This window comes from Rhodoglobus aureus, from assembly GCF_039527955.1.
GTDB lineage: Bacteria > Actinomycetota > Actinomycetes > Actinomycetales > Microbacteriaceae > Rhodoglobus > Rhodoglobus aureus.
The window spans coordinates 1-19,128 of sequence record NZ_BAAAKW010000025.1; the positions used below are offsets into that span (position 1 = coordinate 1).

Consider the following 19,128-nt stretch of genomic DNA (forward strand, 5'->3'; position numbering starts at 1 on the left):
ACAGAAAGGCTAACCCGCCGCGACCAACGGCAACCCAGAAAACCCTACCCGGGGTGGGGCCGAATCAAACGACAAACCCGGGGCCAAATCAACTTGCTATTCCCAACACCTTTTCGGGCCGTGAAACCAGCCCACATTCTGGTTCCGAAATGGCTTCGTCGAGAGCCCTTTTTGCTGCTGTCAGATGGCTTCATTGTGGCCTGACAGCGAAGGTCATTCTGTCGCCTTTTGGGGGTGCCAGAGCCCCTGTTCAGGCGAGTGTTTTGACGGTCGGTGAGGTGCTCTGAGATGGGCTGGCAGCACTGCTGTGAACCTGTTTTGCTGTCGGCTGGTAGCCCCGTGGGGGAGGGTGGTTAGCATGTGTGGTGGGTGTGCCAGGGGGCGGTGAATCTCCTGTGCTGACTCGTGCGGTGACTCGTGCGGTGACTCGCGGTAACGGCGACCACGGTGAGGATGTCACTTACGCTGTCCGTTTGATGGCTGAGGCTGGCGCTTTGCCGCTGACCCTCACTGGCGGACCTCGCCGTGTTGAACTGGCGTGGCGAGGTAATGCTCAGCCACACCGCATTCGTCACCCTGAACGCTGAGCTCGACGGAAAGTACTCCAACGAACGCAATGCTGCCGCAGGCATCCTGCGCCGTCAGAGCGGCACTGAGGCTCGCAGCCTCTCGCTGGTCATCCATGACGAAGGCACCATGTTTGAAAGCCGACTTTCGGAGTTGGGTTTCACCACCAGCCGCGACCATCTGCACACCCGCGTCCTGAAAAGCACGTCGGCTCAGAGCACTGCCAAGTGGATTATGGCTGCGGTTGAACAGATTGATGCCGGACGCCATGCCCTCGATTTCGACACCGACGGTGCTGTCATCAAGGTGGCTGACCGTGCCCGTCGCGAGCAGCTTGGCGAATCCAGTTCTGCACCCCAGTGGGCTATCGCCTTCAAGTTCGCTTCCGAGGTCAAGACCACGGTGCTGCGCGACATCCAATGGCAGTTGGGTCGCACGGGTAAGCTCACCCCGGTCGCCATCTTCGACACCACCGTACTTGCCGGTGCGAACGTTGCTCAGGCCACCCTCCACAATTTCAAATTCATTGAGGACATGGGCTTGGCCATCGGCGACGAAATCAATGTCACACGCTCCGGCGAAGTCATCCCCTACGTGTTGGGACGCACCCGCGGTCGCGACGACCTCGGCACCCCAATCGCAGCTCCAACCGAATGGGTTGCACGCGACGGTCAGACCTACGGAGTTGAACGTGACGACATCAACTTGCGTGTCATCGGCTACCTCGACCCCGTAACCGTCATCGTCTACGGCATTCAGACACTCGGCATCCTCGGCGTTTCGACATCATTGGTGACGAAGCTCGTCGATGCCGGAACTGTTTCGACGCTGCCTGACATGCTGGCTGTGACCGCGAAGGACATCATTGGTCTTGACCGTCAGGGTCAGAAGTCGGCGGACGCTGCGGTAAAGGCCATTCAGGATGGCCTTGGCGGTGCGACGGTCGGCAAATGGTTTGCCACCATCGGTCTGCACGGCATGGGCCGCACCACCGGACGTGTACTCGAAGAACGTTTCTCGACGCTCGATGCGATCGCTTCCGCCACTGAAGGTCAGGTTGCTGGCCTTGAGGGTTTTGGCACCATCACCACCCGCGATTTTCTGGACGCACGTCCACGCATTCAGGCTCTGGCCGATGAGCTGCGTGACGGTCACGGCTACGTCCCCGGTGCTGCCGCTCCGGTCGAGGTAGTCGAATCACAGTTCACTGGTTTGCAGGTCGTTGTCACCGGCACCTTCCCGACACTGAGCCGCTCTGAGGCCGAAGCTGCCGTCACTCGTCTTGGCGGTGTTGTTCGCGGGTCAGTCTCCAAATCCACTGATCTTGTGGTTGCGGGGGAGTCGGCAGGTTCGAAGCTGGTAAAAGCCGAAGCTGCGGGCATCCGCGTGATGGGTGCAGATGAGTTCGAGGGCATCGCCGTCAACGCTTGATGGGTGGAACTGCCGCCGCCGACCTCATCGGAATGATCCGCGGCGGCAGCTCAGTTGCTCTGTGGCTGCGGTTCCTGTCCCGGTGAGGTGCTGCCTGCAATGAGCTTCAGTTCGTCAATCACTGCGTCGATTTGGGCCGCCAACGGCTTGTGAATGCCTTTGATGCGCAGCGGTGCGGAGACGTTCCGTATCACTAGGTCGGCGTTCGCTTGCATGATGCGAATAGAGTGGATGATGTCCCGAACGTCGGCAACCGGGATTAGCCCGCTGTTGTCGTTTTCGTGACCGTTGTCGCGAATCCAATCTTGGAGCAACATCGCGCGGTAGCCGCCCGGCCATGAATCACGCCGATGCTGGTCTTCTTTGGCTGCCCACGGCGCATCATCGTGGATGGCGTCGCGCGCAAGGTGGATGCCCCATTCGAAATCGCGGGTTGTGGAGCGCGGAAACTTCGGATGTTGCAGCAACTCGGCGAGGCAGTCGGTGATGGTAGCCATCATCTGCCGATCGCGTGCAATGGCTGCTTTCATCGCTTCAACGATCGCTGCCGTAACCGTCGGTGTCGGATATATTGACCGGTCGGGTTCACGCAGTGCAGCAAGCACTCGCACCAGCACTTCCCGCTGCTTCGCTGTCACTCCGTAGCCGGCGTCGTCATCTTCTGGGCCGTCCGTTTGGCTGTGGCTGCGCGACGGGGGTTGTCCATATGTTTCTTCACGCGGCTTCACGACTTCATCCAGCAGCCGTGCGTCAGAGACCAGCTTTGCTGCCTCGTCAATATCTAACCGTTGTCGTCTCGCCACAATTTGTTTCCATACCGCTTCTATGCGGGTGGGATCAGACCGGCTGGATGTTTTTCTGGCTGGGTTGCGGGGAGATGCCTGAGTCGTCTCTCAACCTAGATGAGACTTTTGCGCAAATGGGACAGCGACTGAAACCCCGCAGCTCTCGTGGATTCGCGCGCCCAGTGAGGCACGAACGGTCCCAAGGCCGCTGAGAGTCCAGTGTCAAGCGGTTTGAAAACTTGCTGCCATTGTTGCCAGCGACGGCACACGCGAGAAAATTTCCGCACCCCACGGCTAAAGCCGGGGGCGTGCGCGCTACCCAAGAAAGTCAGGGCCGAGACCTGATGCACAGTATTTGGTGCGCTGGGACCGCCTTGGGTGAGTTGACGGAACGATGGTTGCTCCCCAGCGCTACGACCAGGTCCTGCGTCCGGCGCGTTCCGCGAAGGTGTCAAGCGTTTTGAGAATCTCGTCGCTTCGCCAGAACTGGCCAGCGTGGTGCTCGTTCTTCGACTTCAAAATGCCCTGTTCGGTGAGCGTGCGCAGCAATGGGTACACGTTTGGCTGTTGGATTCCGAGCTCGGCGGCCGCGGTCGTCGCATTGATCACGGGACGGCGCTGGATGACGTCCAGCAGGGCCCAGACTTTGCTGTCGCTTCTGACTTTGATCGCCGTGCGCCAGTCGGCCGTGACCGTGTCTATCTCGTCGAGCATGCGCCTCGAATTCGCGATAGCGACGAATGAGGCATCGGCGAACTGGTTGACGATGGGGTTCGGGTCACCAGCCCTGTAGGCAGTGAGTGCATCGTGGTATTCGCCTACGTGAGCTAGCAGGCCCGCAGATACGGGCACTGCGACGTTGCGGGTGACTCCGCGTTTGCGAAGCAGAGCCTGGGCATAGGCCCGCCCGGTGCGTCCGTTGCCGTCACTGAACGGGTGGATGGTCTCGAACTGTGCATGAGCTATCGCGACCTGCGTCAGCGCTGGGACGTCATGGCGGGCGCCGAACTCGGCGAGGTCGGCGATGAGCGCGGGGATGCGGTCTTCGTGTGGCGCGATGAAGGTGGCGCCAATGGGGGTGCGGGCGTTGGTGCCGATCCACACGGGTTCTGTTCGCCACTGGCCGGGCGTGTGCTGTGGCTGGTGCTCCATCAGGGCGGCGTGCATGTGGAGCATACTCTCGCCGGTTGGCTCGTCGGCGAGAGCAATTGCCGCTCGCAGTGCCGTGGTGTTCGCGGCGATCAGCATAGCGTTACGGTTGGTTGTCGCGCCGAGCTCGGCGGTCAGGATTTGCCGTGCGGACGCGGTGAGGTTCTCTATTTGTGAGGATGAGGCGGCTTCCGAACGCAGAAGCACGGGGCCGAAGTTCGCCATCCGATCGCCGAGGCCCGCATCGAACCGGCTCAGTTCGATGGTGGCAGCGTTGGACTTCTGCACCGTCTCAGGGTCGAGACCAGGCGTAAGCGACGCGATGTGTGGAGGTACGGCGGAGTTGTATTCCTGCGGCCTGGCCATCCACATCTCAGCTTCGGGCCCGAGAGAAGCCGGGGGGATTCCCGTCCATGTCTGGCTCTCGTACCCAAGCGCGGGCCATGATTCGTCCAGGGCCACTTCTGCCTCACTGTTCCGCTGGGCGGAGAACTGGCCTCCGCCGGGGCGGCCCGCTGGCTCACGCATCATTCGCTACCTCATAAACATATCGGAGTTGATTATGACTTAGCAAACTATCTCATAAACCACCGACGTTCCTTTATGACCTAACTGTGAGAACCGCCATCCGTGCACTTTTCGGAAACATTCCGACCGGCACCATCAGCTCTCAAGCTCGCTATATGGATCCGTGAAGTCGAGTTCAGCCAACGTGGTGTCGAACCCTGACCCGACGGAGAAGCTCTTGCGAGTCAATCTCCCCGGACACATACATCTCTGTGTCCAGCTGGGTAGCGGGCGTAACGGAGTGACCTTCGAGCTCAGCGCTGTGCAAAGACTGAGCGGCGTTGTCTGCTCGCTCTTCCCTGGTCAGCGAGGCCGGCGCCTCTGGTGCAATAGTCATCTGATTCATCTCCTCTTCAAAGCCTAACGCGGACAGCTGCTCTATGCGCGGCAAAACCGCCATCCGGACACTTTTTTGGAAACATTCCGACCGGCGCGGTCAGCTCTCAACCTCGACGAGGCAACTCGCAAGGATTTCTTCCCAGTTCGACGGGCTCTAGCGCAACAATGCAGCACGCCGCTCACAGAACAGCCCCGCCCCAACATCGGCAATAGAACACCACTTAGACAGATAACTGGTGCTTTATTACCGAAAGCATGGAGGTGCTTATGGCAAAACGAGACCATCCGACATCGGCGGCGAGCACTCACCGGCCCTATCCCTCACTCGGTGTGAAGAACTCATGCGTGACGTGCGTGCCGGCTATCGCTGGCGTATCTCCACCGCCGATCGCGACTTCGACGCTGTCTGTCGGCTTCATATGGTGCCCCCAGTGCTGAGAATGTCGTCAATTCGACTTCGACCGGCGTTGTTGTTGTACGGATCCGCGGCGTCGACCACGGTGCCGTCAACTCCCAAAATCATGAGAACAGCAAATAACGAATCCATGCGTGCGGTGCCGGTGCCGTTCTCGATGTTCCGAAGCGTTTGGCGGGTAATGAATGCCCGCTCGGCAACCTGCACCGCGCTCATACCGTTCACCTTCCGCCAACGTCGGATGTTGGCGCCGAACTCTCTCAGAAAACGCTTCTGCTGGGACGAATCACGCTGAACCATGGAACTCCCTTCTGATAGTCATAGGTGCCATTATCGCTGATATCGGAACCTATAGATACCATTCGACGAGGCTCATCAACAGTGCTCGCGAAATGGGCCCCGAAAAACTACACCTTCTTACAGGTATTTACGTAAACCGGCTTACAGGTTTATCTGTAAATGCTATGCGCGGCGAACCGTCACACTTTCCGCACACGTTCCGGTGATCGGGGAGGGAAGCGCGCGAACAGCAGGCCGAGACCCAGGAACCCACTGCCGATAAGCAGCAGCGGCGTCAGAGGTTCCAGCACATCAATGCGCTCGACAAAGGTCACAGTGGGGTCACCCGGGTCGAAGCGCACAGTGACCACAGTCCCTGCGGAGATTCCGGACGGCCCAGAAACCTGTCCCCGCTTCTCAACAACAGTAAATTCATCTCCCACACCGAATCCCACGGACACCCACCCGTCGTCTACGGACAGGACGGTCCCTACTGCGATGTCACCGTTGTTGCGCACAGGGCTCTGAAGCTGCTGGCCGATGACAGCGCCGATGAGTAGCGCCATTCCGGTGAGTATCAGTACTCCCGCGGCCACCAGCCCGGTACGCCGCTGCATCCGGGGTGGCGGTGTGTAGGAGATTGCACTCCCATCCCAGGGGTTTCCCGAGGTCATATCTAAATCACCTTCTTCATGCGTTGATGTTCTGTGAGCTGGTCAACCGGGCCTAAAATCCGAGACTCACCAGTGAAACTGGCAGGCCCCGGCTTTTAGGCCGGGGTGGTTGATGCCCGGCCGAGCATTTCGTTCATGCCGATGATTGTCCGGTTTGATGCGGCTGCGACTTCTGCTTTGTTTGTCGATGCGAAGTCGAGCTTGGATTTCATTTCTATCCGGTCGTTGGAATATTTGTAAGCCATCTCGGTCGAAATCATGTCGCGAGCCCACAACATCGCCAGCTCATCTTCGAAGGTGTACATCCCCTCACGCAGCTTCAACGCCTGAGTCAATGACGAAAATGACATGTCGCGAATCTTTGACGAAATGGAGGTGGTGTTCAGCAGCAGCTCCCGTGCGGGTGCCAGCCGGCCATTTGTGGTGGGGACAAGACGTTGCACAACAACTGCGGTGAGTGCCTGGGATAGGGCGGTCGCAATTTGGTTCTGTTCTGTGCCGGGAAACTGACTGATGAGGCCGGAGATTGCTTCGGCTGCTGACGAGGCATGGGAAGTGGCGAACACCAGATGGCCTTTGTTGGCGGCTTCGATAGCGACCCGCACCGTTTCGAGGTCGAGGAGCTCACCAACAAGGATTACGTCGGGGCGGCTGCACAAGCGAAATACGTATCGGAATCGCCGAAGCTGACGTTCCGCCCACCAAACTAAGAATCCCCTAGCGGTCGGTGGCCCTCCCAAGAGACTTGGAATGCTAGACCGACGGCCGGTGATTGAGGCTATTGTGGTCTAATGTTGAGGAACTTTCTATACCTAAACGAATCGACTCTTAACGGGTACCTAAGTGCTTTGGAAGATGGTCTTCGTAGCGTCGGGGAACATCGAACAACACAGTCCAAGTCGCTCTTAGGTAAAGCTGGCTTAGGGGGTTTCGGCACTCAGGGCGAGACGGAATCCGACACTGAACTGTCGCATTCGTACTCTGACACCAGTGAAGCGCGCTTCGAGCGGTTCATCTCGTTGTGTGCAGCCAACCCCGAACGCTCCGGATGGGTTGATATTATCAACAGCGACGATGATTTCGCCGCAGCATCACCTGGAACGATTCTAGAATTCGATTGTGAAATCTTCGTTCCGCCCATGATTCGATCTCTCACTTCTTCGGGAGGGATCGGCGAAGCAATGGCGATGATGAAGTCCTTGTCTCCGCTGATGACGGCTGTGCAGCCGAGTGCGCAGCGTCTCCCACCTGACGAGCAAATTCAGGCGTTGACCGCGATGTCTTCGGTTATGGGGGATGATTTGGCGATAGTCGGCGAGAGAGACGACACCGATTGGCGGGTCGCGGGCCGTCTCATTGCAGCTAGTATCCGAGACAGTGAGCTCGACGGCGTAGCCAGAGTGGTTGGCAAGGTATCGGCCGCTGTACGCGCAGGAGAACACAAGTCGCTGCTCGCTCTCCCAGGAATGAACTTGATGACCCGCGAGCAACGACGCGCGCAAGCGAAGTTGGGTCCCAAGCCGGGCGAGGAAGCAAACTGGCTAAGCGGCCCCGCCGTGATGCTGGATGTCCTTGCGGTCTACAGGTAGATTATGCGGCGGCAGTCTGCGATTTTTCGAGACACGGCAGTCGAGTCCCTGACGCTATCGATCGAGCTCTTCAACCGACCCTCGACGGTAGCGCGAGAACATGCAGTCATCATGATGCTCGCGCATTCTTTTGAGATGCTCTTGAAGGCAGCAATATTCGAGAAGAACGGCACGGTACGAGACACCGGCGATGAACTTTCTTACAGCTTAAAAAGATGTGTCGATATAGCCGTGAATGAGCTCAAACTTGTAACCCAAGACGATCGAACGCTCCTTGCCGCGATCAAGCAGGACCGGGACTGCGCCACGCACGACACAATCAGGATGAGCGAGGACATGCTCTGGCTGCATATGAGAGGCGGCATCACCATCTTCAATAGGGTGTTGGAACAGGCATTCGACCAATCGCTTGACCAGCTCCTTCCCAATCGCGTGATTCCAGTGAGCGCGAGCCCACCGCAGAATTTCGGGTTCTTGGCTGATTCGGAGCTCAAAGCAGTGCTCTTGCTGTTGGCACCTAAAACTCGAAAAACTGCGGAGGCGAGAGCGCGACTACGGCCACTTCTCAGTTTGGATGGAGCGTCTACTGGGCGGCTAGACCAACCGACTGAAGCTGAAGTTAATCGCGCGGAGAAAGCATTGAGGGCAGGCACCGCGTGGGAATCCGTCTTACCGGGCCTAGCGACGCTTCAGATCGCCCCAGTCGAGCCCGGGACCAATATTCAGGAGCTTGCGCTGCGAATGGTTCGCGAGGCCGAGGGACTCCCAGTCCGACGAGCTGCTGTAGGCGAGTCAGCACTTGTCTATCGAGATTCCAATCCTTTCGACGATTTCGGATTAGCGCTGAGTCGCTTTGGGAGCAAGTTAGGCCTCACACAATTTGAAGGCTACGCCTTGATCTATCATCTGAAACTGAAGCAGGATGATCGAGCGTACTTCATTCGACGAACCTTGAAGGGCGCAGTAAAGTTCCAAGGGCTTAGTGCCCGCGCTCTCGAACTCGCAAAAAAGGAAATGGCAAAACCCGACTTTGATCTCGACGCTTTGAAGCGCTTGTATTCTCAGCGAGACAAGCCATAGCCGTCTAGTCCATGGTCTGCTGCACCGGTAGGTGACAAACATCCGAGTGGCCGAAGTGAGGGGGATGTGACATCTATAGCTTGTGACCGGTGGGGCCGAGCTCACATGGCGACGCTCGCAACCCAAACTTCGGTTTGACCTATCTGCGTCAGTGCCCTCGCAGGTGGATTGCTTAGGGGTCAGTTGCCTTCTGCTAGACGGCCAGTGCATTCGAATCCCCTCTGAATGAACGAACATAAGAATGGACGGCATGCTGGAGCTGCGTGCGGGCTTCGAAAATGCTGTCGGCACGGTTCTGCTGTTGTTCAATCGAAGCTGTTGGGGCAAGTTTCGAAAGACGAATGACGCGGTTGAGTTCCTTCTGCGCTTGCTCGATCTCCGGGGTGTGAAATCTGCGGCGGGCACCGTTCGGCCAAACCAGCTCTGAGCTGCGCTTTCCGATGCGAATTACAGGATTACCTTCGAGGGGTGCGGTTTCCAACGTCATTCGTGTGTCTCCTATTCAATATGTCGGTGCCGACATTTTCCGCACCGTCTCACCTGTGCGCGGCAACTCACTCCCCACGAGCGGCGCACCGCCTTTGGTGCCGCGCACAGCCCATTGCATGCATCCAAATAAAGGCCGATACGGGCCAATTAGAAGAGCTGTGATGAACAAGGACGCCGTACTCCTCACGGCAACCATTCGAGAGCGCTGCGCCATTGACGACAGTGAGGATCCGTGTTGGCTCTGGATGGGCGCCCGCGTACCGGCCGGGTATGGGTTTGTGGGTAGGGGCGCCTCTCGGCACTTCGCGCACCGACTGCATTTTTGGGCTTCCCGGTCCTTTGCAGGCGAACTCTCAGATTTAGGGAGTATTCATCATCTCTGCGGCCAACGTGCCTGTGTTAACCTCAAGCATCTCGCTCCAGTGTCTGCGTTCATGAACACCATCGAGGCGGGTGCTCGTGGAGTACTGCTCGATAGAGTGAAGGTACTTCGAGACGCGCTTCGAACTGCTGACCCCTACAATCCCCTTCTGCGTGACGGTTGGGCAGTGTCGAGCTCGACCATGAGGCCGAAATACAACTCTCCCGCCACAAATCTCAGCGATACCGAACGGCTTCGTCTCGCTGCAAAGCGGGAAGCCCGGCGTGCGGCCGCTGAAGCTCACCGCGAATTTCGGTTCAGTCAGGTTATGGCGGTGCGAGCACTAAAAGCGTCAGGCACTTCCACTCCCGACGCTCTTAAGCGGGTTGGGGTGAGCCGATCAGGCTACTGCGATTGGGGGATCAAGCTTGAAGCTGCGCTGAGGGCAGAGGAGTTGTGAATCATCTGACGGCTGCGGCACCGTTGCCAACTGTTCGAGAGCTCCCTTGGAGGAACGTCTACGCACCCAAAACCGTATCGCGGTCCGCGAGCGGATTGAAGTGTGCGATCGATAAAGGTTGCCGCTCTCGCGGCACGAAAGAGTGAAAACCCATAGTTATCTGACTTCTTCCGGGTTTTATGAGATACCTAGGCTGTGAAGAACTTGACCGCAGGTTAGAGACAACCACGTCGTTGCATCTCAAGGGAGAGGTTCTAGCATCGGGTCGTTATTCGGTTCCCTAGAATGCCAACAGCACCCCGAGGTCTGCGCACTCAGATACCACCGACTGGCTCACCGCCCACATACCAGGTGGCAAGGACTCAGCCCCTGCCGCGAGCTTGAAAGCGTTCAGGCTATTCGTCACGTCCGTGCCGAGAGCCGTCGTTGAGTTGAGCCCGGCTTCTTCAATCAACGAAATTGCTCGATCTACTTTCTCCCAGTCCTCAGCAATAACGGCACCGCTGAGTGCTACTAATCCCGTTGCAACTTCCTTGCAGGTTGCAACGTCCGCGGAAGATGGGGCGCATCCAGCGAGAGCGGATGCGAATAGTAGAGAGGTGACCATCAAAACTCTTCGTTTCATTCACTAAGTATGGAGTTGGACTCCATGGGCGTGCAACGGCCCCTCACACGCATGTTAATCAACTCTCTCCTGCTGAAGAGTTCGTGGACCAGTACAGTACGACAATCGCAGAATCACTGATCGCTCTACGGCTCGCCGAATACTGTGACTTTTTTGTACCTGTCTTTCCCTTTGGACTGCGGAGCTTTCGGGATACAACCGCAATATGCTTCGAATCGAACAGCTCCGGCACGTCCTCGACGAGCTCCTCAGCGCGAGCAGCAACCGTCTGCGCCAGATGCAACGCCGACTGTTCCACACCCGTAGCATCCGGGGCGATAAGCCAATGGGAAAGCCCGTCATCATCACGCCGGGTCAGCAACACAGATCCGTCCGGTGCTGAGGCCGCAAAAGTGGCCGCCCGCTGATTCGTAGTCGTCGCATTGGGTTCGATCGTCCCCGTACGAGACAGACGCCACACCCGCGGCATCAGCAGGAGTTTGCTCACAACGAAACGACCTTCCATGTCAGAACGAAACGCAGACCGCGCCTCAACACAAGAACATGCGGCGAAACCGGCGACCAAAAACGAACCGGCCCACAAACTCAGCTGCGCAAAACCCCCAAGCCGTCGCCCGCCGCCGCCCAGTTCTCCCTCCGTATAACCAAGGCTTCGCCCATTTTGGTCAATAAACTGCGGGACATCGTTACGTCGATGTATCTCTGTGGAGGCTGCTTCGCATCCTCGTTCCGTTGTCGCTCCGGGTTCGCTGCGCTCACTCGTCGTCTCCGTTGCGGAACTGGCACTGTGTGCGCTCACGTTGTTCGCCTGCCGGTCCGGTTGGTCCCTCATCGGAACTCAACCGGTCTGGTCACCTCCACTGCCGGCCTTGAGGTCTGCTGCTTCGCCACTGGCTTCACCGGTCTGGTAACCCCTGATGAACTCGCGGAGGGCAACACAATTTTGGTCTTCGTGACGTTGACGGGCCGATGACGTTTCGTTGCGATGCAGACCAACATGATTGACACCGAAGGTCGCCCCCGGCAAGGGAAACCCGTTCACGGAACGTGACGGAAACAGGAAGGCATCTGAGCGATGCGTAACGGCAACAGCGGGAGTCCACAAAAATGGATGACCGTCCATTCAAATGAACACAGACCGGTGAGGTGGAACAAACCGATGCGAACCGAACCACACCCCGTTGCGGATGCGAAGCATGGCGAGCGCAGCGAGCCCCAGGCAGACAACACGTTGCATCACGGACCACGGAAAGATGCACATGCGAAGCATGGCGAGCGCAGCGAGCCCTCAGCAAACAACACGACACGGACAGAACAACACGAAGATGCACATGCGAAGCATGGGCGAGCGCAGCGAGCCCACCACAAGTCGCAACCTTTCGCACAACTTCGACGCCCCCATGAACCTGAACGGTTCATGCTGACATCTCGTTGCACGACAGCTCGCTCCCCGAAACAGTTGCGCAGCAACCAGCAGGCATTCAGTTGCACACAGAAGGTCATCACGGAGTCACGCGAGGCGCGAAGCGCCGAGCTCATAACATGGGTCGGCCCCACCGCACAGTCAATGCCCGGCCCCCGCAGACGGCTACCGCCGCGAGTCCAACCATNGTCGGCTATCGCCGCCGGGGTTTTGCACGGGGGTCTGCACGAGCGCATGCGGTGTTGCGGATTGCTAGAAGAGGGTTACGTCGGATGAGTTTCCGCGGGCTCGGCGGGTGCGTCCCACCGCTCGGGTTGAGGCAGGTCGTTGTGGTCTGGTGTGGATTTCGTCAGTGGGGTTGACGGTGATTTCCAAACTCATTGCCGCAGCTTCCTGCACCAACTGTTCCAGTGTTTGCAGGGCGGTGGTTGATTCCCAACCCACCGTTTCGGTGCTGCCCCATTGAGGCATCTGCGCTGGGGTGTATGCGGCAGGTGCATCAAGGTCGTTGCGCCACCAGGAGATGACGTTCTGCTCCAGTGTGTAAGCGTCATCTCCGGTCGGGACGTTGATGGTGAATTTGAGACGCCACCCCCGAGATGTGTGTTCGGTGATGCGGTAGCTGCCGGGTTTGGTGATACCGACTTTGAGGGCATGGTGGTCGGCGACAAGGTAGACGATGGATGGCCCGTCATAATCGAAGGTGCTGTTGCAGTACCGACAGATCCCCAGGCCCTTCTGGGCGTTGCTGAGCAGCGGGCGCACTTCTTTGCCGCATGTGTGAAGGCACAGCCACGGTGTCATCGAGTTGTTGTAGGGCTCCAGCGGTTCAAGTCCTTGTTTGCGCATGATGTTGCGTGCCTGTTCTTCGGGCATACGGAAGCGATCGGCGAGGGCACGTCTTCCGCAGTGGTCACAGCCGCCCTGCCCACGTTTGATGTTGGTGTAGCTCGGTGAGGCCTCCCGGCCGCAGATAGTGTGGATACAAAGCCAGGGGTGGTCTACTCCGGGGAACGGGGCGATCGGTTCGAGCCCGGCAGCGACCATCATCGCTTGGGCGGCATCGTCGTCGAGCATCATCTTTCGATGCGCTTCCTGCTGACCGCAATGGTTGCAGGGGCCTTGGCCGGCAGCGAGGTTGCCAAGCCTCGGTGAGACTTCACGGCCGCAGGGGTTATGTCGAGCGCGCCACGGTCGTGACGATCCGCTAGGCCACGGCTCCAACGGGGTGAGGTCAACTGACAGCATAAAGTGATTCGCAGTCTCAGCCGTCCACACACGATGACCTTCAGCTTTGCGCCAGCAGGTTTCGCAGCCATACTGATTGCGTTTCGCTGCCTGCCTGACAGCGTTCAGGCTGGTTTTACGTTCGGTGCCGCATGGCGTGTGGCGGGCCAGCCATCGCACTTCCGTCCCCGGATAGTCAGCAAGTGGTTCCCAGCCAGCAGCCTTCATCTCGGCGATTGCAGTAACGGCACGCCCCGCACGACGCTCAGCACCGCGTGCAAAACCGGCACAGTGTCTGCAGATTCCGCGGCCGTCACGAACGTTCGACAGTCGCGGAAAAATCTCTTTCCCGCATGCGATGTGGATGGCTTTCCATGGGACGTTCTTACGTCCCGGGTATGGTTCTTGAGGTTCTCCTCCGGCGGCCCGAAGCAGCTCCTCCGCCTGCATAGCGCTGATTTGCGGCATCGGGCCCTTTCCGTCACGAAGATTACCCGAGGCAGGCGACATTCGATTTGTGTGGCTTAGGGGAGGCATCACCCGCGAAGTCGCTGGTCGAGACCAACAGGAGTGGACGGTGGGGGAATGCGGGCACAGTCGAGGCAGGAGACCTTGCGCGCGATTACCGGCGTCACTATGTCGATTGGTGGCTCGGTGTCATCGACGAGACGACGTAGATTTACCGCGGCCGCAGCGTGCGATCGCTCTGTACGATCGGACACTCGCTTCTTCAAGCGACTACGAGATGGAACTGAATATGCAATCTATGACCAGAACCCGATGCCAATAGAGTCCTAGGCGCGGGGCAGCTTTAAAAGGTCTATCTAAGAACTCGACGACGCAGCCCTCGAATTGACGCCTCGATCTGAGGCGCTCGGATGGCCTCCATCGAGCGGACATCCACATCGAGCTTTATTATGGGCGTCCATGACTCGACGCCAGGAGCAAATAATGGACGGCATAAGGCGGGCTTTCAGAAGTGAGGGAGCAGACCGCTGGCATGAGTGGTGGCTGTGTTGTGTCATTTAGACGCAGTTGCTCGTCCGGACGTAGCTGGGATCGCTACCAAGTAGGTTCAAAGCAAGGTCAGGCCGAGAGACCGCAAACGTCGGCTGCTCGTTGAAGTGGCGGACACGAACATGACCCTAGGAATCGGAAGCGGCCATTCGCTGACAATACCCGAAGCGGTCCTGCCTCTAAACGTCGGGGAAGCGAGCATCGGCTAGAAACAGTTGACCTTGGTGATCCGGAATCCATCGCCCGACCCCGAGAAGTCCTCCAAGTGCGCGTTAACTTGACCCTCAACCGGAACCGCGGCTGCGAGGTGATTAGCTAGTCCAATGTCGACGCCATTCCGTGTAACGGCCGCTTCCACGTAAAGCGAATTGGGGCATCCAGACATCGCCAGAAGGACGACGTAGGCGCAGTCCCAGTACCCACAGGTGTAGTTCGATTGGTCCGCGAACATGTAGTAAACATCGTTGCCGGCAGGAGTGAGTCCCGCCTCTGCGAATTTAGCGTCTCTCTTGGCGAGTTCCGCCGCTTCAGCTTCAATGCGAGCCGCTTCAGCTTTCGCTTCTGCCTCGGCACGTTCCTCGGCAAGCGCCGCGGCGCGTTCAAGTCTTATTGCAGCATCTTTGGAATCCACAGCGATCTCATAATCTGAAGATGCAGCTGCCGAAAAGTCCTGAGACCAGATCAGGAAACTGGTCCCCGCCACTGCAAAAATAAGAACCAACGCAAGTCCGGCGGCTGACAATCGCAGAGGCCATCGTGCTGGAGCACTAGTTTTCATCGCTTCACAACCAGATCCGCGGTGTCAGCTTGAGTGTTCAGCCCCGTCAACAGATTCACGATTCCAAGTCCTCCAGCGACCAGTCCGCAAACCACCAGAACCCCGCCTACGACAAGTACGAGCGACCTGCGGACTAGGCGCCGTGGGCGATTAGCGGCTCCGGCCCTGATTCCGTTTGCTTCGTCATCGAGTCGTGCTTCGTCTCGTTCAGATCCGATCCATCCGTCGCGTGGAGGTCGCGCATTGAACTCCCGGACGTAAGCAATTTCGTAGTCGCTGAGGGACCACGCCCAGCCATCTTCTGGTTCGGGGTTTTGCCCACGCTGGACTAGGGCAGGAATAGCGATACTCACATCAGTATTCTCGCAAGTTTCGGTTCTGAGCGAAAATCCGCTTTCAACACTCATTGGTGAGATTGCGAACCGAAGTCAGCGACGTGATCTTAGAAGTGGTCACGATACGTCTGCAAGCCGCCCACGCCTTTGGGGAATTGGTTTATGACGATCAGCACCCTAGCAAGCAAACTCGGGCGGTGTTTCGGGCTCTGCCGGTCGACCACAGCATTGGGAGGCCCACCTCGCGGTCGGCGATGGCACATTCTCGCTCTGCGCGTGCCTCGAATCGGGTGAGTATTGAGCGCGGGAAATGCGCGCGGAATCGTAGGCAGCCCCGGTCTGGCCGCACTCCGACGGATTGCGAACGGGGATTGTTGGCGACAGCTCGATCAGCTCTGAATTTTGATGCGTGCGATCCTCGTCCTAAACACGCCATTGCTCCGACATGATGGGGAGTATGGAACAACACAACTTCCGATTCGACGGCCTGCGTCCCGATACGGAGGCGCTATTCCGTGCTGGAGAACAGCCGCATATCGAGTTCAAGAGTCAAATGATTCAAAAGGAGCTTGCGAAGCAAGTCGCAGCCGGCGCGAACTATGTCGCATTTTTGCCGTCGGCCAAAGTGCATACGATTCTCTTCGGTGTTGCAGAGAAGGACGACGAGTCCACCGGAGTCACAGCGGGGGAAATCATTGGTTTGTTTTCTGATACCGGCGCACCCGCGAGGCTAGACGACCTCCAGCTTCAGATCGAGCAATCCATCCTCGGAAAGATTCAGCCCAAGCCGGACATCGTGTTGTACCAAGAGAACACTTCAAGTCTGCCTATTCTGGTACTCGAAATTCGGCCGACGACGCCACCGCATATCGTTGACGACCGTTGGGTTATCCGAGGGACCATGGGCGTGCGCGCGATGACCCAAAGCGAAGCGCTCAAGATTTTCAAGCTTCAACGTCTCTCAGCGTGGATTGATGAGTTCGAGGAGAGCGATCCGCTAAGACGTGCGCTCGCGGAGATCCGCAACTCAATTGAAGACTTTCGTTTCGAACAGTTTGCTTCAGAGCAACAGGACCGTGCTGGTCTGTCGGACGAGTTCGAAAGTCGCCTCAGCGCGAAATTGCTGCCTATTGAGCGCATGCTGGCTGAGGCAATCCAAGAGAGCGGTAGCGTGGCGGAAGTGGTCGCTGATGTGAGACAGATTGTCGAAGGGATCGCCGACCGCCCCCTCGAATTCACTGCCGAACAGGCGTGGTTTGAGACACTGAAAGGTCGGCAATTAAGGCTAAACACGATCAATCGTTTCGCGACACTCCTCGGAGCTGAACGCGTTGGTCTGTTGGACGAGCTCTTCGTCGAGTTCTTGGGAGCGACCGCCGAGTACTCCGAGTTTGCCGAGAATTCGGCTGAGATAGCTGCTTACCGGAGAATTTCGCGGATCGACGACGAGCTCTCCATTGAGCTCGCGGCCGCATCTGATCTCGTTGTCGCCGCGCTTTGGCGGCGCAACGGAGTGCCACCGTTTTTCGGGCTCGACTGGCTCGCAGATGTGCGCCGCACCGAGGACATCCTTGTGCGTAGAAGCGCTCAGGTCTCGGCTCAGGTGGAGAAAAAGCTAGCTGCGAATGAAAGCAGTGATGTCTTGGCCGAGAGGGGAATACTGAATCTTCCGGGTGTGTCGGTGGAGTCGATGATCGAGGAGCTGGGGGGTGTACTGAGTCTGAACAAAGCCCTGTTAAATGTGCGCACGCCCAGAGGCGTCTATTGGCTAGCAATACCTAAGTCGAATTCCGTGTGGCCAATCGGATTTTTCCCAGCAGCTATCTCGGACGATGTTGCTTTGGAGGAGCCTTCCGTTATCAGTACGCGCATTTTGATGATCGTTGAACGATGCGGAGGCGCGAGCTGGCGAGTCGAAGGGCCTGGCGCAGCTATTCCAACGTCTTAGCTCCTTGGACCTAGCGTGTCCGCGAACGTAGTTGATCGTCGAGCCACCACCTCGACGCGCGCAAGTTCGCGAAGCGTCGCGGAAAGTTGAGCGCAATCGCGCTAAATTCAACGGATCACCATGAACTTTGTGCCGTGGCACATCGAGTCACGGTGATCCTCGAAGACTCATCGAAGCGCGATTAATCGGAAGTCGCACCTGTCGACTATGGGCTGATAGCTGTGGCAGTGAGCGTATCAATCCGCGAATCAGGTGAGGTGTTTCACCTGTCGGTTGAGGACGGTTGCCGCTGAAGCGCCGACGCTGGTCGACGCGAAATTCAGGGGTGATGCCGCATGAGAAAATCCCTAAGTAGCGATTTCACCAAACCGGCACAGCCCGCTCACTCTTCCCGTGGCAGCAGCGCTCCTGCGAACAACGAAAGCGCTGACCCGCGCCCGCGCGACAGCGAGCCGGGCAAGCGTCCGGCTGGCGGACACCAGGTCATGCCTCCGGCTGGCGGACACCAGGTCATGCCTCCGCGAAGGGGGCCTAAGGGGCCTAACAACTCAAAGCGAAATTGTGATGACGGCAATAGAGAGGTAAAACTGCCTACAAAATTGGGGCGAGTGCACTGAGTGACCCGGCAACACTCCTATATCGCGGCCGCATTTAGAGGAGGTCTCTGTATGAGCCTTTCCTCCTGTCCGGACGAGATGGTGTCCGCACTACGATTCTTCGGTCTCATCTCCGTGCGTGCCTATTCGCGAGGGGCCAAATCGTTTGTCTGAAGCATTCCGGAGCCATGACAGTATCGAGAGTTGTGCAGGTGTGGCGAGAGCGATGATTGTTGCTGGTTTCGATTTTGATTCCCCAAACGCTGGCCAATAGTGACGCTATTGGCCAGTGAAGAACCGGCCCAGTAAGAGTTTGAACGTGGCCGTACCCAATAAAACATTGGCATTCAGTAGTGTTTTCGCGCCCCAGCTTGACCGGTTCGCTTATGGGCAGTTGGTTCCGAAGAACTCACGCGCCCGGCAAATCCAAGGACTTGAGACCAGAGCGCCAGCGGTCCCACAGCCGACTGCTAGGCTCGCGGTACTTCACCGACTAATCGGAGGTATGCCTTGGGCAACTTGGACGAATACACCAGTCTTTCGAGCATGGCCAAGAGCGAAGGGGGTCCCGACGCCTTGATCGAAAAGCTCTTGAGTGAGGGATATGGTGACGGATTTAGCAAGGGTGCGATCGTGGCCGGTGTTGTCACCGCGGCGGCAGCCAGCGCAGTGTTTGCCGGGTACTTGCTCGCGGACAAGTTCAAGTCCTCGAACGCGAAGAGAATCGAAAAATCGGACGAGCTCAAGGCTGCGGCGGCGGACGCGATTGCGAAGGCCGAGGCGCGTGGTTGGTACACGGTCCGCGAGATGTGCGAGATGACTGGAGGACTCGTGCTGGCGATAGGCGACAGGTTTAGGGCGCTCACGCGTGACGGGGACGTGATCATGATTGAGGTCGACGAACGCAACGACAACCCCTTTTTCGTATCTGGCTCGGAGCTTCAACGAATTTCCGATTTCAAGCTCGACGATATAAGCGACCTGTGATCGGCTC

The 19,128-nt window shown here is 58.0% G+C and carries 19 protein-coding genes; 5 read left to right on the forward strand and 14 right to left on the reverse strand.

The genetic code is table 11. The features are described 5' to 3' along the window. The first annotated feature begins 525 nt into the window (after positions 1–525). Positions 526–1,998, forward strand: a complete 1,473-nt coding sequence (locus ABD112_RS06315; protein ID WP_343924210.1) for a BRCT domain-containing protein — start codon at positions 526–528, stop codon at positions 1,996–1,998. Between the two features lie 50 nt (positions 1,999–2,048). On the opposite strand, the gene ABD112_RS06320 is transcribed toward ABD112_RS06315, so the two are convergent. From ABD112_RS06320 to ABD112_RS06345, 6 genes are all read right to left on the reverse strand, one after another. Beyond that, positions 2,049–2,801 (reverse strand): hypothetical protein, encoded by a 753-nt coding sequence (locus ABD112_RS06320; RefSeq protein ID WP_343924212.1) that lies wholly within the window; start codon positions 2,799–2,801, stop codon positions 2,049–2,051. 393 nt (positions 2,802–3,194) lie between these two features. After that, positions 3,195–4,298, reverse strand: coding sequence for a Fic family protein (locus tag ABD112_RS06325; protein ID WP_343924214.1), 1,104 nt, complete (start codon positions 4,296–4,298; stop codon positions 3,195–3,197). Positions 4,299–4,635: 337 nt separating this feature from the next. Next, positions 4,636–4,836 (reverse strand): antitoxin VbhA family protein, encoded by a 201-nt coding sequence (locus tag ABD112_RS06330; protein WP_343924216.1) that lies wholly within the window; start codon positions 4,834–4,836, stop codon positions 4,636–4,638. 417 nt (positions 4,837–5,253) lie between these two features. Beyond that, positions 5,254–5,553, reverse strand: coding sequence for a helix-turn-helix domain-containing protein (locus tag ABD112_RS06335; RefSeq protein WP_343924218.1), 300 nt, complete (start codon positions 5,551–5,553; stop codon positions 5,254–5,256). A gap of 179 nt (positions 5,554–5,732) precedes the next feature. Then, on the reverse strand, positions 5,733–6,206 hold the full coding sequence (locus ABD112_RS06340; RefSeq protein ID WP_343924220.1) for a hypothetical protein: 474 nt from the start codon (positions 6,204–6,206) through the stop codon (positions 5,733–5,735). 95 nt (positions 6,207–6,301) lie between these two features. Continuing rightward, positions 6,302–6,946, reverse strand: coding sequence for an ATPase, T2SS/T4P/T4SS family (locus ABD112_RS06345; protein WP_343924222.1), 645 nt, complete (start codon positions 6,944–6,946; stop codon positions 6,302–6,304). Positions 6,947–6,997: 51 nt separating this feature from the next. Here ABD112_RS06345 and ABD112_RS06350 point away from each other — a divergent pair, with 51 nt between their 5' ends. Together ABD112_RS06350 and ABD112_RS06355 are read left to right on the forward strand one after the other, a co-directional pair. Continuing rightward, complete coding sequence (locus ABD112_RS06350; RefSeq protein ID WP_343924224.1) at positions 6,998–7,795, forward strand: DUF6414 family protein; 798 nt, start codon at positions 6,998–7,000, stop codon at positions 7,793–7,795. Positions 7,796–7,798: 3 nt separating this feature from the next. Then, positions 7,799–8,875, forward strand: coding sequence for a DUF3644 domain-containing protein (locus tag ABD112_RS06355; RefSeq protein ID WP_343924226.1), 1,077 nt, complete (start codon positions 7,799–7,801; stop codon positions 8,873–8,875). Between the two features lie 193 nt (positions 8,876–9,068). On the opposite strand, the gene ABD112_RS06360 is transcribed toward ABD112_RS06355, so the two are convergent. The 8 genes from ABD112_RS06360 to ABD112_RS06395 form a co-directional block, all read right to left on the reverse strand. Further along, complete coding sequence (locus tag ABD112_RS06360; RefSeq protein ID WP_343924228.1) at positions 9,069–9,362, reverse strand: hypothetical protein; 294 nt, start codon at positions 9,360–9,362, stop codon at positions 9,069–9,071. A gap of 1,103 nt (positions 9,363–10,465) precedes the next feature. Next, positions 10,466–10,810: a hypothetical protein gene (locus tag ABD112_RS06365; protein ID WP_343924230.1), complete on the reverse strand. Its 345-nt coding sequence runs from the start codon at positions 10,808–10,810 to the stop codon at positions 10,466–10,468. 58 nt (positions 10,811–10,868) lie between these two features. After that, a complete protein-coding gene (locus tag ABD112_RS06370) occupies positions 10,869–11,609 on the reverse strand; it encodes a hypothetical protein (protein ID WP_343924231.1) in 741 nt (246 codons plus the stop codon). A gap of 39 nt (positions 11,610–11,648) precedes the next feature. Next, entirely contained in the window at positions 11,649–11,933 is a 285-nt protein-coding gene (locus ABD112_RS06375) for a hypothetical protein (protein WP_343924232.1), read from the reverse strand. Between the two features lie 552 nt (positions 11,934–12,485). Continuing rightward, positions 12,486–13,970 carry a hypothetical protein gene (locus ABD112_RS06380; protein ID WP_343924233.1) on the reverse strand — a complete coding sequence of 495 codons (1,485 nt, stop codon included), beginning with the start codon at positions 13,968–13,970 and terminating at the stop codon, positions 12,486–12,488. Between the two features lie 26 nt (positions 13,971–13,996). Then, the gene (locus ABD112_RS06385) at positions 13,997–14,182 is read right to left on the reverse strand and encodes a hypothetical protein (protein ID WP_343924235.1); all 186 of its coding nucleotides are present in this window, start codon (positions 14,180–14,182) and stop codon (positions 13,997–13,999) included. Between the two features lie 500 nt (positions 14,183–14,682). Further along, the gene (locus ABD112_RS06390) at positions 14,683–15,108 is read right to left on the reverse strand and encodes a hypothetical protein (protein ID WP_343924237.1); all 426 of its coding nucleotides are present in this window, start codon (positions 15,106–15,108) and stop codon (positions 14,683–14,685) included. Positions 15,109–15,251: 143 nt separating this feature from the next. Further along, positions 15,252–15,608: a hypothetical protein gene (locus ABD112_RS06395; protein ID WP_343924239.1), complete on the reverse strand. Its 357-nt coding sequence runs from the start codon at positions 15,606–15,608 to the stop codon at positions 15,252–15,254. Positions 15,609–16,047: 439 nt separating this feature from the next. On the opposite strand from ABD112_RS06395, the gene ABD112_RS06400 reads away from it, so the two are divergent. Both ABD112_RS06400 and ABD112_RS06405 read left to right on the forward strand, forming a co-directional pair. Next, positions 16,048–17,538: an AlbA family DNA-binding domain-containing protein gene (locus ABD112_RS06400; protein ID WP_343924241.1), complete on the forward strand. Its 1,491-nt coding sequence runs from the start codon at positions 16,048–16,050 to the stop codon at positions 17,536–17,538. 1,142 nt (positions 17,539–18,680) lie between these two features. Continuing rightward, the gene (locus tag ABD112_RS06405; RefSeq protein ID WP_343924243.1) at positions 18,681–19,121 is read left to right on the forward strand and encodes a hypothetical protein; all 441 of its coding nucleotides are present in this window, start codon (positions 18,681–18,683) and stop codon (positions 19,119–19,121) included. Positions 19,122–19,128 lie beyond the last annotated feature (7 nt).